The 15,534-nt window shown below is 62.3% G+C and carries 12 protein-coding genes and 1 pseudogene; 10 read left to right on the top strand and 3 right to left on the bottom strand.

Annotated elements, in window-relative coordinates; genetic code table 11:
• Positions 1–107: 107 nt before the first annotated feature.
• Positions 108–1,079, bottom strand: a complete 972-nt coding sequence (locus CIC07_RS04930; RefSeq protein ID WP_076358802.1) for an aldo/keto reductase — start codon at positions 1,077–1,079, stop codon at positions 108–110.
• Positions 1,080–1,211: 132 nt separating this feature from the next.
• Between CIC07_RS04930 and CIC07_RS04935 the strand changes: the two genes are divergently transcribed.
• Positions 1,212–1,808: a hypothetical protein gene (locus tag CIC07_RS04935; RefSeq protein WP_076358803.1), complete on the top strand. Its 597-nt coding sequence runs from the start codon at positions 1,212–1,214 to the stop codon at positions 1,806–1,808.
• A 13-nt stretch (positions 1,809–1,821) separates the two neighbouring features.
• Here the strand turns inward: CIC07_RS04935 and CIC07_RS04940 are convergent, their stop codons facing one another.
• Together CIC07_RS04940 and CIC07_RS04945 are read right to left on the bottom strand one after the other, a co-directional pair.
• Complete coding sequence (locus CIC07_RS04940; protein WP_076358804.1) at positions 1,822–3,183, bottom strand: hypothetical protein; 1,362 nt, start codon at positions 3,181–3,183, stop codon at positions 1,822–1,824.
• Between the two features lie 207 nt (positions 3,184–3,390).
• Positions 3,391–5,244, bottom strand: coding sequence for a C40 family peptidase (locus CIC07_RS04945; protein ID WP_076358805.1), 1,854 nt, complete (start codon positions 5,242–5,244; stop codon positions 3,391–3,393).
• Positions 5,245–5,623: 379 nt separating this feature from the next.
• On the opposite strand from CIC07_RS04945, the gene CIC07_RS04950 reads away from it, so the two are divergent.
• The 9 genes and pseudogenes from CIC07_RS04950 to CIC07_RS04990 all read left to right on the top strand — a co-directional run bounded on the left by CIC07_RS04950 (position 5,624) and on the right by CIC07_RS04990 (position 15,472).
• Positions 5,624–6,859, top strand: a complete 1,236-nt coding sequence (locus CIC07_RS04950) for an ABC transporter ATP-binding protein (protein WP_094248341.1) — start codon at positions 5,624–5,626, stop codon at positions 6,857–6,859.
• Positions 6,859–7,659, top strand: a complete 801-nt coding sequence (locus CIC07_RS04955) for an ABC transporter permease (protein WP_076358806.1) — start codon at positions 6,859–6,861, stop codon at positions 7,657–7,659. The genes CIC07_RS04950 and CIC07_RS04955 overlap by 1 nt, the downstream gene beginning before the upstream one ends.
• Before the next feature lie 62 nt (positions 7,660–7,721).
• Positions 7,722–8,507 carry an ABC transporter permease gene (locus CIC07_RS04960; RefSeq protein ID WP_076358877.1) on the top strand — a complete coding sequence of 262 codons (786 nt, stop codon included), beginning with the start codon at positions 7,722–7,724 and terminating at the stop codon, positions 8,505–8,507.
• Positions 8,504–9,580, top strand: a pseudogene (locus tag CIC07_RS04965) (ABC transporter substrate-binding protein). The gene CIC07_RS04960 and the pseudogene CIC07_RS04965 overlap by 4 nt, the downstream one beginning before the upstream one ends.
• A gap of 199 nt (positions 9,581–9,779) precedes the next feature.
• Positions 9,780–10,451: an HAD family hydrolase gene (locus tag CIC07_RS04970; protein WP_094248456.1), complete on the top strand. Its 672-nt coding sequence runs from the start codon at positions 9,780–9,782 to the stop codon at positions 10,449–10,451.
• A 168-nt stretch (positions 10,452–10,619) separates the two neighbouring features.
• Positions 10,620–11,969, top strand: a complete 1,350-nt coding sequence (locus CIC07_RS04975; RefSeq protein WP_076358808.1) for an outer membrane protein assembly factor BamB family protein — start codon at positions 10,620–10,622, stop codon at positions 11,967–11,969.
• A 421-nt stretch (positions 11,970–12,390) separates the two neighbouring features.
• Entirely contained in the window at positions 12,391–13,692 is a 1,302-nt protein-coding gene (locus CIC07_RS04980; protein ID WP_234993041.1) for a multidrug effflux MFS transporter, read from the top strand.
• 440 nt (positions 13,693–14,132) lie between these two features.
• Entirely contained in the window at positions 14,133–15,287 is a 1,155-nt protein-coding gene (locus CIC07_RS04985) for a DUF4062 domain-containing protein (RefSeq protein WP_076358811.1), read from the top strand.
• Positions 15,284–15,472: a hypothetical protein gene (locus CIC07_RS04990; RefSeq protein WP_021881857.1), complete on the top strand. Its 189-nt coding sequence runs from the start codon at positions 15,284–15,286 to the stop codon at positions 15,470–15,472. Before CIC07_RS04985 ends, CIC07_RS04990 begins: the two co-directional genes overlap by 4 nt.
• Positions 15,473–15,534: the final 62 nt, after the last annotated feature.

The raw sequence follows: 15,534 nt of genomic DNA on the forward strand, positions 1-15,534 counted from the left end.
AGGCTGTGTCTGTACATTCATACACGCCAGCCGTGCCCTTTGAAGCGCCTCTCATGATGCCGTGATCAATAGGGGGCATGAGGCCTGCATGCCCGCAGGCCGACGCTCTACAGCCGGTAGCTCGCAAATGGCTCGCCGTAGCGGAACGGGCGGCTGATCCGCTCCAGCTCGTCCTTGATGGCTGGATCCGCCGCAAGCTCGAGGCTGCGCAGATTGGCCTCCAGCTGCCTGGTGCTCGTGGCGCCGGCGATGACGCTCGCCACGGCAGGCTTGTCCAGCAGCCAGCGCATCGACAGGGCGGCGGGCTCGCATCCGGCTTCCTCGGCCAGCTCGGATACGTCTTGGCCGAGGCCGATGTAATCGCCCTTCATGAAGCGGCCGAACGCCGGGTCACTCTCCAGCCGGGAGCCTGGCGGGGCATCGGCCCCAGCTGCGTATTTGCCGGTGAGGATTCCGCCTGCGAGCGGGAAGTAGGGAATCAGGCCGAGGCCTTGGTCCAGACATAAAGGCACCAGCTCGATCTCGGGCGTGCGGTCGGCAAGCGAGTAGCTGGTCTGAATCGAGACGTAGCGGTTCAGCCCTAGACGGTCGCTGATGCCGATGGCCTTCATGAGCTCCCAAGCCTGATAGTTGGAAGCTCCGATGTAACGGACTTTGCCGGAGCGGACCATGTCGTCGAGCGCGCGGAGCGTTTCCTCCAGCGGCGTTTCGGGATCGAACGTATGGATCTGGTACAGATCGACGTAGTCCGTTCCGAGCCTGCTCAAGCTTCCTTCGAGCTCCGTCATGAGATGGCTGCGGGACGCTCCGCGGCTGTTCGGCCCTTCGCCTCTCGGAAGCCCGGCTTTTGTCGTCAGAACGATGTCGGCTCGTCGGCCCTGTATGGCTTTGCCGATGATCCGCTCGCTTTCGGTGCCGGCGTAGATGTTGGCGGTGTCGATGAAATTGATGCCGTTGCTGAAGGCGCTGTGCAGGATCGAGATGCTGGTCTCTTCATCGGCTCTCTTCCCGAAGGCGTTCGTGCCGAGGCCGATGGCCGACACGCGAAGCCCGCTTGCGCCTAGCTTCCGGTATTCCATGGTTATGTTCCTCCTTGACTGGTGGTGGGCGGCCCGGCCGGGCCGAGGCCGCGAATATTCCAGCGCTTCCAATCCATACTAGCGCTAGGCCGGCAATAGCGGCAATCCGAGTGAATCGAGGTGCAGCGAACGATGAAAGCCTGGAAGAGAAAATCAACCGCCGGCAAAAGGCGGATACCGCCGGCAGCGGCGTCCCTGCTGCTGCTGGCTGTTGTTGCCGTCGCCGGAGCCGCAGCGGCTCCATTCCGTCTCGACAAAGATGTCGTGGGCGATACGACGGTCGTCAGCGCTTCCCAGCTTGCCAAGCAAGCCGACTGCATCGCCGTCGGCCGCTTCTCGGACAGCGACCGGATGGTTCTGACCGACCGCACCGCTCCTCAGGGGAGGCTTGTGAATTTTGTCCAGCCGTTCACCGTGGAGCGGATGCTCAAATGCCCGTCCAGCAGCTCGGTCCGAATCATTACGACGGGCATCGAGCCGTTGCCGCCGCCTTCGCAGACGGAGGCCAACGAGCGTTATCCCGGAGCTTGGGCCTCCGGGCCGGATTACCTGGTTTTCCTCCAGAAGCTGGAAGGGCAGGACGGCTATCAGGTGCTCGGCTTGCTGAAGGGCGTATATCCGATTCAGGCCGGAAAGACGGTGAGCCTGGAGCGTCAAGGCTTTCCGGAGCTGAACGGGGTGTCCAAGGAAAATCTGGATTCCGTCGTGAAGGGACTTGAAGGCCGCTGAGCTTGCGGCTGAATTATAGCACAGATGGGCCTGGAGCCGCAGGCTTCCGAAGCGGGAGCAGCAGGATGCGGCTGCCTGGCAATGGCCTCGGCAGCCGCTCCGATCCGGCAGAGGCCAGCAGCTTCAGCAGCTCGGATGGAATGGCGGACAGGCTGCGGCGGTCCGCGATGAGCGCTGCCGTCCGATCGGGCCGGGCGATCATCGCGCCGAGGGCGGCTGCAGCCGCCCTTTCCGGACCGCCGGCAATCGGGATGAGCCGCTGGCCGCCGCGTAGAGGCGACGGGCTCAACAGCTTCACCAGACCGGGCTGATGGGACTGGACAACGAGCAGATCGGGCTGCTGCAGGGCTTCCGGAGCAGGAAGCCGAGAGCTCCGAGGCTTGCAGCGACGGATCGCTTTTTCGGAGTCGGAAAAGCCGGCCGCTTGGAGCCGGGAGCACAGCGCGGTCAGGAACAGCCGGGGATCGCTGTTGAACTCGGGGGCGCCCTCCGGGTTCCCGTGGCTGCAGCTGCCATAATTCACGCGGATAAGGCGTCCTCCCGCATCGCGGAGAAGGCCGAAGGAGGCGGAGGAGCATCCCAGCGCCAGCACCAGATCCGGCTTGGCGTGACGGCAGCCGTCCGCAAGGCCGAGGTTGAGCGGCGAGCCCGAGGGCAGCGAGTCCAGCCCGCCCAAGCTCGCTGCGGCGGCAATGCCCGTTAGATCAAGCAGCTGCCGGAGCTCGGCAGCGGCACCCGAATGTCGGACGTCCGCTCCGACAGCCAGGAGCGGACGCCTGGACGAGCGCAGGCCATCGATCAGGCGATCGAGATCGGCATCGCGGATCGGGGGCTCCGAGGCGAGCAGCTCCCAGTATTCATCCGATTCCTCGAAGGGCCGCAGCCGCAGGGAATCGGCGTCCCGCTCCAGGCGGATCCCGTCCAAGCGGAAGCAAGCCTGGAGAGAATGGGCGCGGGCGGCGAGGCAGAGCGCTTTGCCGATCTTGTCGTACAGGCCGGCTGCAAGCGCGTCGTCGTCGAACGAGGCTCCGTCCTCAGGCTGGAATGGAAGCAGCGCGCGATCGGCTGCAGCCCTATGCGGCGGCAATGCATAAGAACGTTCATGCTGTATATTCAATACCAATTGCAGCGTAGCGGAGCCGCCTGGCGATGCGCTTGTCCCGATGACGGCCGCGGCCAGTCCGCTTGCGGCGGAGCAGCCTTCGGCAGCAGCTTCGGCCAAGGCGAGATCCGGCATGCCTTCAGCGGCGATGCCGGAGCGGGCAGCAGCCGCGAGCAGGGATGCCTTCTCCGGAGAAAAGGCGGAACGGTCATGGAACAGATGACGGATTCCGTGGCGGGCGAGCAAGTTCATGACGGCGTCCGACAGTTTCATACCCGTTTGATGTCACTCCTTTGGATGGGATCTGGCTTCCGGTCATTCCAAGGGGCGGCTGCCGCGCAGCCGCTTCTTCTTCTCTATTTACATATGTTTTCAAGCCGGTCATGGAATGGGACATTCGGTGATTTCATCGGATCCGGACGTGAAATCGGGCGGATACGCAAAAAGAAGGCAGCCGGGATATTCCGGACTGCCTCGGTTCTACCAGGTCCGCGGACCGATGAGGTCGGCGAAGGTGGTCGTTTTGGGATAGGATTTGGCCAAAGCCATGCCTTTGCGGACTTCGGTGCGGACAGCGGCGAGCTCGGGACTGGAATAGAAGAACAGAACCTTCTCGTCGCGCCGGTCGACGGGCTTGATCGGCTTGTCGTACAGAATGAACGCGGCCCAGGCGTCGGCGATGTCCTCTCCCGCCTGATAAGCGCTGGCCTCGCGGAAGAACAGCTTCGTGTAGATGGCGGTCATGGGCTTGCCGGCCCGCGCATCCCGCACGACTTCCGGCGTCCAGAATTTGCTGTAGTACCGGGTCATCAGCGAGTCCTTGCGGAAATAAGCCCATTGGCCGCTTCCCGGAGCGGGACCCGCGTAAGCCGAGCCGACGATTCCGCCCGCTCCGTCCGCAGCCGCGGAAGGCGAGCCCAGATGGTCCAGCTCGGAGCCTGCCGGCCCTTGCTGGGTGACCAGGCGTCCGAGCTCATGGGCGAGCGCCCAGCGGGTGCGCTCCTTGGCTCCCGGGGTCAGGTCGGAAGGATCGAGGACGAGCCGGACCTGAGCCTTGCCGATCGTTTCCGTCCGGGAGACGGCTCCCCGCTTGATTTCCAGCCGGAACTGCCTGATGAGGGACAGATAGGCTTTCGGATACATGGCCTTCACCTGGGTCCATAGCTGCTCGGCGGCGGCCTGCTGCATCAAGGTGACTTTATATCCGCTCTCCGGATGCAGCTTCAGCTCTCCTGCGGCGCTGATGTCGTAAAGGCCGGCAGGAAGGGTGGAACCGTAGAGCTCGCTGCCTTTGATCCCGATCGCGGTCCGGTCGGCGGCAGGCAGCGCTTCGATCAGATCGGCCACGTCCCGATGGCTCTCCAGCATGTCGGCGTACAGGCCGTGCTCATACTGCTGCAGGCCAAGCTCGGCTTTCTCCTCCAGACGGGTGTAGGCGGATTGGGACAGCACCGGCTTGGCTGCGGCCAAAAACTTCGAGATGCCGCTGAAATAGGCCGTGCCGGCCAGCGTGCCGGAAGGGCTGTCCGGAGCTGCCAGGCCGCTCTCGGAGCCGCTGCCGCTGCCGGTTGAGCCGGAGGAAGCGCTGCCCGTCCCCGTCCCGGTCATGCGGCGGGCGCCGGCGTAGCGCTCCTGCCAGTATGCCGAGGAGAGGCTCGACAGCTTGACTCCATCCACCGTGGCGGCGGCGAACTCGCGGTTGCCGATATAGATGCCGGCGAAAGTGATCGCGGCGCCGCTGCGGAAAAAGACGGCGTCGCCCGGCAGAAGCAGGCTTTGTCCGCCTACGTCGGCTCCCTGCTTGAACTGCTCCGCGATCGTGCGCGGCAAGGTCACGGCCGCGGCCGAGTAGCGGTAGATGTAGTACAGGAAGCCTGAGGCGTCGAAGCCCGTTGGCGACGCGCCTCCGTAGGCATAGGGAGAGCCGAGCTGATCCAAGGCGTAATCGGCGATTGCTCCCGCAGCTTGCTGGCGGTCAGCGCTTCCTGCTGCCGATGCAGCTTGCGGGCTGCCGCCCGCTTGAGTTCCCTGCGCCGCCGGAGCGGAGCTGCCGCCCGCGCCGGAAGCCGACGAGACTGCGGGCGTTTGCGAGCCGCCGAGCATGCCTGCGGAAGCCTTGGCTGCGGTACCGTCCGCATAGGCTGTGCCCCGGGTCTCCGGTTTCTCGATGCCCGGCTGCTGAGACCGCAGTCCCTGCCCGCTGGCAACGGGAGATGTCTCTTGTCCTGCTTTTGCTCCCGATTCATATGATGACTTGCCCGGAACCGCGTATGCGGCCCCTCCCCCTGCTGCAAGCATGGCAATGGCCGTACCTGTCCAAATGATTCGCCTCAATAGGCTCACTCCTGACTGAATCTTGGTGTATGTAGGACGAATTTCGTCAAATCCTTCCGTATTATAACAGGATAGCGATTAGAGATAATCGGACCTAGGGCGCAAGGCATATATACAACGATATCCAGTTATCGAGATATTGAGGCCTTTATTATCCGTGAAAATGGAAGGATAAGGATCGGAACCAAGGCCCAACGGCTCAGCCAGGAAGAATTGAAGGTATTTTGTGGGTCTTTCGAACCGTAATTTTTTGCCGATCGCCGCAGCGCCGAATGATTCCAATAGGGGCGCAATCAGGTATAATGAGGCATAAAGATCGTCGGCGGACCGGATATTCGCCGGCGGGCGCGGCTCAGGCCGCAGGAGAGGAGGAGCATCGATGAACGATTCGAAGGTCATCTCGTTCCGCGGGGTGACCAAGCAGTACGATGACGACGTTCCCGTGCTGAAGGATGTCAGCTTCGACATCGAGCGGGGCAAGTTCTACACGCTGCTGGGGCCGTCAGGCTGCGGCAAGACGACCATTCTCCGGCTGATCGCCGGATTCATGGAGCCGACGGCCGGGGAGATTCTCATGGACGGCAAGAGCATCAACTCGGTCCCGGCCAACAAGCGGCAGGTCAATACGGTCTTTCAGGACTATGCGCTGTTCCCGCATCTCAACGTCTACGACAACGTCGCCTTCGGGCTGCGCATCCGCAAGCTCAAGGGAGCGGAGATCGAGCGCAAGGTGAAGGAAGCTCTCCGCTTCGTCAACCTGGAGGGGTACGACAAGCGCGAGATCCGGGAGATGTCCGGCGGCCAGCGGCAGCGGGTGGCGATCGCCCGCGCCATCGTCAACGAGCCGCAGGTGCTGCTGCTCGACGAGCCGCTCTCGGCGCTCGACCTCAAGCTGCGCTACGAGATGCAGTACGAGCTGCGCGAGCTGCAGCGGCGGCTCGGCATCACGTTCATCTTCGTCACGCATGACCAGGAGGAAGCGCTGGCGATGTCCGACGAGATTTTTGTCCTGAACAAGGGGATCATCGAGCAGAGCGGCACGCCGACGGATATCTACGACGAGCCGATCAACCGGTTCGTCGCCGACTTCATCGGGGAATCCAACATCGTGCCGGGACGCATGCTGGAGGACTACAAGGTGGAGTTCGCGGGACAGGCCTTCACCTGCGTCGACCGCGGCCTGCGCCGGGGAGAGCCGGTCGAGGTCGTGCTGCGTCCGGAGGATCTGGAGATGAAGCCGGCGGACGAGGGCCAGCTGCGCGCCGTCGTCGAGACCCAGCTGTTCCGCGGGGTGCATTACGAGATCATCTGCCGCGACGACATCGGCAACGAGTGGATGGTCCATTCGACCCGCAAGGCGATCGTCGGAGAGATCATCGGGCTTGATTTCGAGCCGGAGGCGATCCACGTCATGAGGTTCGGAGAGTCGGAGGCTGACTTCGACAGGCGTCTGGAGGGGTACGAGGACGCGGACGGGACGCGCGAGGCGGCCGAAGCGGGCGGAGCTGCCGGCGGCACGGATGCCGCGGGCGCGGCCGGAGGAGGAGCCGAGCCGGGCTCGGGAGCGCCTGAGCCGGCTTCCATCGAGACGGGCAGGCCCGGAGGGAACAGCTAGTGGCCGTCCGCAACCGCAACTTCTTCCTCGTTCCCTATGTCCTGTGGATTCTGCTGTTCGTGGCGGCGCCGATCGCGCTGACGCTGTACAAGTCCTTCTTCAATGTCGACGGCGCGTTCACGCTGGACAACTACGTCCGCTTCTTCACGCCGGTCTACCTCAAGATGACGCTGAGCTCGTTCTGGTACGCGTTCCTGATCACGCTGTTCTCGCTGCTGATCGCCTACCCGGCCGCCTGGCTGCTGACGCGGACGAAGCACAAGCAGCTGTGGCTGCTGCTCATCATCTTGCCGACCTGGATCAATCTGCTGCTCAAGGTGTACGCGTTCCTCGGCATCTTCGGGACGTACGGCGCCGTCAACCGCTCGCTGGAGTGGCTCGGCATCGGGGCGCAGCAAATTCTGTTCACCGACTTCAGCTTCGTGTTCGTCTCGGTCTACATCTTCATTCCGTTCATGATCCTGCCGATCTTCAATTCGCTCGAAGAGCTGAATCCGTCTCTCGTGTTCGCGGCGAGGGATCTCGGCGCATCGCCGTGGACGACGTTCCGCCGGGTCGTGTTCCCGCTGACGCTGGACGGCGTCAAGGCCGGCTGCCAGGCCGTGTTCATCCCGGCGCTGTCGCTGTTCATGATCACGCGGCTTGTCGCCGGCAACCGCGTCATTACGCTCGGCACGGCCATCGAGCAGCATTTTCTCGTCACGCAGGACTGGGGCATGGGCTCCACGATCGCGGTGTTTTTGATTATCGTCATGGTGCTGATCATGTTCGCAGCCGGTAAACGGGAGGTGAGAAGGTAGAAGTGAATGCCACCAGAAAATGGCCATGGTCCAATCTGTATCTGATCGCGGTCTTCGCGGTCATGTACGCGCCGATCTTCTATCTGACGTTCTACTCCTTCAACAGCGGCGGCACGATGCACGGCTACGAAGGGTTCACGCTGGATTGGTACAAGGAAGTGTTCGCCGATACCCGGCTGCTGATCATCGTGCTGAACACGCTCGTCATCGCCCTGCTGTCCGGCCTTCTGTCGACGGTGCTCGGCATCGTCGGCGCGCTCGCCATCTATGAGGTGCGACGGCGGCGGAACAAGAACACGCTGCTCAGCTTCAACAACGTGCTGATCGTAAGTCCCGACGTCATCATCGGCGCCTCGTTCCTCATCCTGTTCACGATGATCGGCATCCGGCTCGGCTTCTTCAGCGTGCTGCTGTCGCATATCGCCTTCAGCGTCCCGATCGTCGTGCTCATGGTGCTGCCCAAGCTGCAGGAGATGAGCCCGACGCTCATCGATGCCGCACGCGATCTCGGCGCGAGCCGCTGGCAGGTGCTTACGGGCGTCGTGCTGCCGTTCATCCGTCCGGGCATCTTCGCCGGCTTCTTCATGGCGCTGACCTACTCGCTGGACGACTTCGCGGTGACGTTCTTCGTCACCGGCAACGGCTTCTCCACGCTCTCGGTCGAGATCTACTCGAGGGCGCGCCAAGGCATCTCGCTGTCGATCAACGCCTTGTCGACGCTCATCTTCCTGTTCACGATCCTGCTCGTCACGGGGTATTACTTCATCACCCGGCGGAGCGGGGCGAGAGCCGGCTCGGCGTCGCGCGGCGGCGTCATGGCCGGAGCGGGAGAGGGGGAATCGCGATGAAGGGCTTGATCCAGGCTTTCGCCGCCATTCTGGTCGCCTCTCTCGGCTGCATGTACCTGGCTTCCTACCTCAATTCCAGCCAGGGATATTCCGGGTCCAATACGCTGACCATCTAAAACTGGGGCGATTACATCGATCCCGACCTGCTGACCAAATTCCAGAAGGAAACAGGCATCACCGTCATCTACCAGACGTTCGACTCCAACGAGGCGATGATGACGAAGGTGCAGCAGGGCGGCACGACGTTCGACGTCGCGGTCCCGTCCGAGTACGCCATCGACAAGATGAAGCAGGAGAACCTGCTGCTGCCGATCGACCACGATCGGCTGCCCAATCTCAAGCATATCGATTCTCGTTTCCTGAATCTAAGCTTCGACAAGGACAACCACTATTCCATCCCTTATTTCTGGGGAACGGTGGGCATCATCTACAATCCGGAGCTGACGCCCAAGGATCTCGTGTTCGACAGCTGGGACGACCTGTGGGATCCGCGCCTCAAGAACAACCTGCTGCTCGTCGACGGCGCGCGCGAGGTGATGGGCTTCGGCCTCAACAGCCTCGGCTATTCGCTCAACGACCGCAAGGAGGAGCATCTGCAGGAAGCGCTGCGCAAGCTGCAGAAGCTGACGCCGAACGTGAAGGCGATCGTCGGCGACGAGATCAAGATGCTGCTCGCGAACGAGGAAGCGGCCGCCGGAGTCGTCTGGTCGGGCGATGCGTCGGAAATCATGGACGAGAACGACAAGCTCGACTACGTCATTCCGAAGGAAGGCTCCAACGTCTGGTTCGACAACATGGTCATTCCGAGGACGGCACGCAATCTCGACGGAGCCTACAAGTTCATGAACTTCATGCTCGATCCGGCCAATGCCGCCCAGAACGCCGAGTACGTCGGCTACTCCACGCCGAACAAGGACGCGATTCCGCTCCTGCCCGAGGAAATCTCCTCGGACGAGCGCTTCTATCCGCCGGAGGAGCTGACGGGCCGGCTCGAGGTGTACGACAACCTCGGCAAGCGCATGCTCTCGCATTACAACGAGCTGTTCCTGGAGTTCAAGATGCACCGGAAGTAAAGGGCGTTCCGGGCATCCGTCAAATAAAAACCTGTTCCCGCGCATGGCTTCCAGGCGTGCCGGAACAGGTTTTTTTGTTCTTTCCTCCTCTCCGTGACGGAGCTTGCCGCGCAGAAGAGAGGGAAGGGCGGGCGGCGTGTGGAAGGATAGGGAGCAAGGGAAGGAATTCGGATATAAACGCATGGAGGAGAGAGCTGCATTGCCGATCGCACTGATATTCGACATGGACGGAACGCTTTTTCAAACGGACAAGATTTTAGAGATCTCCTTGCAGGATACGTTTGATTACTTGAAATCGCTTGGCGAATGGTCGGGCGCGGCTCCAATCGGGAAATACCGCGAGATCATGGGGGTTCCGCTGCCGGTCGTATGGAAAGCTCTATTGCCCGACCATACGGATGGCATCCGGCATAAGGCGAACGATCACTTTCATGTGCAGCTGATCGCGAACATTGCCGGCGGCCGAGGAGCCTTGTATCCTCACGTGATCGAAATATTCGATCGATTGAAGCAGGCCGGCGGCCCGATCTTCATCGCAAGCAACGGGCAGGTCGAGTATTTGAACGCGATTGTCAGCTATTACAAGCTTGACGCTTGGATCACGGAAACGTTCAGCATCCAGCACATCCCGTCTCAAGACAAGGGAGACCTGGTCGGCCATATCCTGAAGAAACATGACATCGAACAGGCAGCCGTCGTCGGCGACAGGCTGTCCGACAATGCCGCGAAAAAGAACGGCCTCATGGCGGTAGGCTGCCGCTTCGACTTTGCTCAAGAAGACGAGCTCAAGCAGGCCGACGCCGTCATCGATGATTTGCTGGAGCTGGCGGAGCTGTTCGATTTGCAGCCCTTCGGCCCTCATCGTAGATAGAAGCGCGTTTTTGTCGAGGATTCAGGAGCCCGAGGCAACTTTTATCCGCAAGCTCCGTCTAGAGAAAGGAGACTGGGAGTAAACCCCAGACGGGGAGGAACCGCTGCCGGTTATTCCGGCGGGATTCCTGCTCCACTACCTTCAACGATGGAAAGGATGCATGCCCATATGTTGACTTCTACCCGAAAAAACTCCGCTCTGCGGCTGTCTTCCGCGCTGCTTGGCGTATCCCTGCTGCTCGGAGCGACGATTCCCTCCGCTCCTGCAAGCGCCGAGGCGCCGGTACTGTCCGCGCCGGGCTACGCGCCGGCAGCGCTGAACGCGCCGCTGGCCAAGCCTCTTTGGACCGCCCCGATCGACAAGCCGGGGCCGCAAGGCTTCCTGTACGCGACCAATGCGGTCGCGGAGAAAGGAAACGTCTATTCCGTCATGGGCGGAAAGCTCCTTGCCCGCAGCGCCGAGAGCGGCAAAGAGAAGTTCCGTTACGGAACGGGACTTCGACCCTTTGTCGTGTATGAAGGCAGTTCCGTCTATGTCGTGCAGCGGGACGGCAAGATCGCCGCTCTGAATGCCGCAACCGGCAAGCTCAAATGGACATCGTCCGCAGGCGGGCAAGAGGAAGGACGCACCCCTATCGTGCGCGGCGATACGGTGTACGCGACGACTGGGAATGTCGTCACGGCGTTCCGGGCTTCCGACGGCAAAAAGCTGTGGAAGCAGACGGAGAAGTCGGCAAGCTACGCGCCTTATGAAATCCAGGAGCATGACGGGGTCGTGCTGATGTCCTATGTCGTATCCGGGGCCATTACATCGATCCAGCTGGACGCCGTGGACAAGGGAACGGGCAAGCTGCTGTGGAAGGCGGACTCTACGAGCAGCCTGCTCGACGTGAAGGACGGGAAGGTCTATGCGGTCAAGGACGGCTTGCCCAATGCCGATCTGGACGCGACACCGAACCGCGTCTTCAAGGTCTCGGTGCTCGACCTGCGGACGGGCAAGTCGCAGGGAATCCGGGAATACGGCTACAAGCTGCCGGGCCAGCCTCCCTATCCATACGGAGGAGAGAGGGCATTTCTGGACGGAAGCGACCTCTATCTGGATACGGGCGCGAATGTGCTGAAGTTCGACTTCAGCCGGTACGTCCCGGGCCAGAAGCCTTCAAAGACATACGCCAAGCGCAGCGAGCGGACGGAGCTGGCGGGCAAGCCGGCATCCGGCAGGCTGTTCCTGGTGGACCGGGACAGCGGAGCGCTGCGCGGGCTCAAGACTGCCAACGGAGATCCCGTGTCCTGGGCAGGAGACAATCCTGCGGTCCGCACGGAGGTGTTCGGCAACGGCGTCTACTCCGCCCAGTCGGACGGCTTCCTGTATGCGTTCAATCTCCAAACGACGGATCCCGTCCTGAAGGTGAATGCGGGATCCCGCCTGTTCGGACCTACTCTCCGGACCGGCTCGATCCTGATCGTGCAGACGGACGGCAAGCTCATCGCCGTCCGCATCCCTGGCGCGCTGAAGTAGCAAGTCCCGCCCCTTCAGGCTGAAGTTATGAGCTTCGAGCCTGCCGATAGGCTGAAGTCCCCGAGGAAGATCACATTGCCGCCTTCAGAAGGCGGCGGAATTGTGGCCGGCCGAGGGGGTTTTTTTCTAATCCCGGAAGCAGGTCGAGGAGCTGGCGGAAGCTGTTTCGTTCGGGCGTATGGACAAGCCGTTGATGGATGAACGGGATGGAATCTTGTCCGGGATGGCGAAGGCGCCTTGAGAATATAGGCATAGCCGAGCCTTGCGGTGCAAGGGAGAGATATCTTCCTTCAACGAAATGAGAGATTGGCGGGAGGCGGGATTTGCGGTACGATAGGTGAATTCGATGTATTTCGGCCGGGCGGGATTGGGCGGATCGCTCCCTTTCCGCATCCGCGGCTGAATCCAAGGAGGATGCATCTTGCCGACCACCACTGAAGACCATCCGCAGCCGGGCCAAGAAGGAGCTTCTTCCCGACAGCCGGCCGGCAGCCAGGCAGCGGTCTCAGCCGGGCAGCCGGACGCCGGAGCGGATTCCGCAGCGCCGCGCCGCTGGGGATTGGCGATCATGCTGGGCTCGCTCACGGCGATCGGGCCCTTTTCGCTGGATATGTACTTGCCGGCGCTGCCGGAAATGACGGCCGAGCTCGGCGGGACCAAGCTGCTGGGGCAGCTCAGCCTGACGTTCTGCATGCTCGGCCTGGCTGCCGGGCAGCTGCTGGCCGGTCCGCTCAGCGACGCCCGGGGCCGCAAAAAACCGCTGCTCGTCGCTCTCGCCATCTATGCGGCTTCCTCGCTGCTCTGCGCCTTCAGCGGCAGCATCGCGATGCTGCTCGCCTGCCGGCTGATCCAGGGCCTCTCCGGAGCGGCCGGCATCGTCATCGCCAGAGCGGTCGTGCGCGATCTCTACTCCGGCAAGGAGATGACGCGATTCTTCTCGCAGCTCATGCTGATCAACGGCGCCGCCCCGATTCTGGCGCCGATCTTCGGCGGCCAGCTGCTGCGCTTCGTCAGCTGGCGCGGGACGTTCGTGTTCCTCGCCATTCTCGGCATCATTCTGCTGGCGGCCGCATGGCTCGCGCTGCCGGAAACGCTGGCTCCGCAGCGCCGCGCCAAGGGCGGGCTGAGGCAGACGATCGGCAGCTTCGGCTTCTTCCTGAGGGACCGTTCCTTCATGGGCTTCGTGCTGACGATGAGCCTCGTGTCGGGAGCGATGTTCGCATACATCTCCGGCTCGTCCTTCGTGCTGCAGCAGCTGTACGGGGTGTCGCCATCCCAGTACAGCTTCATCTTCGCGCTCAACGGAGCGGGAATCATCATCGCCTCCCAGTTGACCGGAAGGCTGGCAATGAGCATGAACACGGAGCGCCTGTTCCGCAGCGGCGTCCTGATCGCCCTCTGCGGCGGCGCCGCTCTGCTCGCGACCGTGCTGCTGGGAGGAGGCCTTGCTCCGGTGATGGCCTCCCTGTTCATCGTCGTGTCGAGCGTGGGCATCGTCGGCACGGCATCGACGTCTCTGTCGATGCAAAATGCCGGCAGCGCCGCAGGCAGCGCATCCGCTCTGATCGGAATGCTGCAGTTCGCCGCCGGAATGGCGTTCTCGGCGCTGTCGGGACTCGGAGGCGAGGGCAGCGCCCTGCCGCTCGCGATTGTCATCGCCGCCGCCGAAGCTCTGGCCCTGCTTGCGATGGCGACGCTGCTAGGCCGCCGCCGTACCCGCTGAGGCCTGCCGCCGGCCAGCGCGTCCGGTCAGGGCGGGCATATACGCTGGACGGAGGCTGCCCTCCGTCCATATTTGAACCCCAACGGCCCCGCGTGGATCCAGGTACGCATCCGAGCTTGTCGGCTCCTTGCTGGAGGCGATCCGCTTCTGGCTGCGGTTCGAATATATCGGCATCCCTTCGGGACCGTATTCTTCATCGCTCAGGCAAGCCGGTTGTCCCGGCTGGCCTTTTTTCCATTTCCAATGGAATCCTGCGGCATGGTTCTGTCCTTTTGCCCGTCTTTCTTGTCTCCCGGAAGCAGCCGTGCCGCGCCAGGGTTGGATCCTCCAGCCGCTTTGTCATGAAGACTGCGCTCGGATTGCTCCTTTTGTCCCTCGATCCCTCCTTTCCATATGGTACAATCAGGAAACAAGCCTGGCCGCGCGGGAGGGAAGCCGAAATGGGCAAAACCAAAGTATTCATCAGCTCCGTCAACGAGGACGGATTGAAGCCGCTGCGGCGGACGGCTTTCCGGGAACTGGAGAGCCTCGGCCATGAACCGCTGATGTGGGAAGAAAATCTGGGCCCGTGGCCCTCCTATCTCAACCCGGTGGAAAAATGCCTGGAAGCGGTCGGGGAGTCCGACCTCTATGTGCTGTTCATCGGAACGAAGGCAGGGACCTACGATCCCGTCTCGGGCATCACGGTGACCCATTCGGAGCTGATCTCGGCGCTCGACAAAGGAATCGCGGCGCTCGTCTGGGCCGACGCGCAGGTGAAGGCCCGCTTTTTTGCCACCGTGGCTCACCGGCTCGATGCCTATATCGACCGTTCGGTCGAAGAGACCGGCCAGTATCCCGATAATGGCCGGCTGCTGGATTATCTCCGCACCTGCGAGGAGGCGGACGCCCATGTCGATCCCTATGTCTGGCTGCTCCTGTACGACCTCCGCCAGCGCGGCATCTATGTGGAGGACCTGGCGTCAGCGGTTCCGATCGACTGGAAGAGCTACTTCAGCGATCTGCTGCGCCGCGGCCTGCTGCTGCTCCCGCTGGAGCCGTCCATCATGGACAACAGCCTGCGGCTGGAGCAGGCCGGAACAAGCTTCGACCTGATGACGGCGCTGCTGCCGCAAGTCCGGCTGGAGCCTCCGGGCAGCTGGGCGGACTGGCTGGGCACGGTCAGCCAGCGGCTGCAGGGCCGCCAGGTGAAGCATGCCTATGGCAGCTGGAGCCGGGAGACCGTCGGACATTATGAAGCCTGCAACGGGGCTTCTCTCTACCGGCATGAGGGCGGAGAGCTGCGCTTCGTCGCCTGCTGGGGGCAGACGTCGGCGGTGCGGGCGTTCGCCCTGGACGATCAAAGCTCCTATATCGCGCTCACGTACGGCATGGGAAGCCGGGCCGAGGGCGTATACTACAAGGAAGCCCGCCAAAAGTTCTTTTACTGTGTCCGTAGCGGCCCTTACGTGGCGACATTCCATTTTCCGGCGGGACCGTCCTGGAGCAACCTCCGCTATATGCGCTACAAAGACAGCGTGAATAATGCTATAATAGGGCCTAACACGCAGATGATCCGGCTGGTGAGCTTATTTCTGGGAGGGATGCGGCAATGAAAAGCTGTGTATGGGTATCCAAGAACGGCCGAGTATCCGAAGCGGACGGCATTCAGCCCCGGGACGCGCTCCTGTTCGCCACCGGAACGGCAACCTCGGAGGACCTGCTCCTGCAGCAGAGAATAGCCGCCGAACAAAATATCAGACTGATCCGGTCGAGGCTCGCGGAAGCGACCCGGCGGTAGCGGTTGCATGAATCCGTCCCCCGTGGCGGATTTTTTGCTGCATCGCGGGATGTGCCGACTGC

Source organism: Paenibacillus sp. RUD330 (assembly GCF_002243345.2).
Lineage (GTDB): Bacteria > Bacillota > Bacilli > Paenibacillales > Paenibacillaceae > Paenibacillus_O.

What these genes read in the sequence shown, in the direction of transcription:
- CIC07_RS04930 (WP_076358802.1), bottom strand. Translation starts at nt 1,079, where the DNA reads ATGGAATACCGGAAGCTAGGCGCAAGCGGGCTTCGCGTGTCGGCCATC.
- CIC07_RS04935 (WP_076358803.1), top strand. Translation starts at nt 1,212, where the DNA reads ATGAAAGCCTGGAAGAGAAAATCAACCGCCGGCAAAAGGCGGATACCG.
- CIC07_RS04940 (WP_076358804.1), bottom strand. Translation starts at nt 3,183, where the DNA reads ATGAAACTGTCGGACGCCGTCATGAACTTGCTCGCCCGCCACGGAATC.
- CIC07_RS04950 (WP_094248341.1), top strand. Translation starts at nt 5,624, where the DNA reads ATGAACGATTCGAAGGTCATCTCGTTCCGCGGGGTGACCAAGCAGTAC.
- CIC07_RS04960 (WP_076358877.1), top strand. Translation starts at nt 7,722, where the DNA reads ATGTACGCGCCGATCTTCTATCTGACGTTCTACTCCTTCAACAGCGGC.
- CIC07_RS04975 (WP_076358808.1), top strand. Translation starts at nt 10,620, where the DNA reads ATGTTGACTTCTACCCGAAAAAACTCCGCTCTGCGGCTGTCTTCCGCG.
- CIC07_RS04985 (WP_076358811.1), top strand. Translation starts at nt 14,133, where the DNA reads ATGGGCAAAACCAAAGTATTCATCAGCTCCGTCAACGAGGACGGATTG.
- CIC07_RS04990 (WP_021881857.1), top strand. Translation starts at nt 15,284, where the DNA reads ATGAAAAGCTGTGTATGGGTATCCAAGAACGGCCGAGTATCCGAAGCG.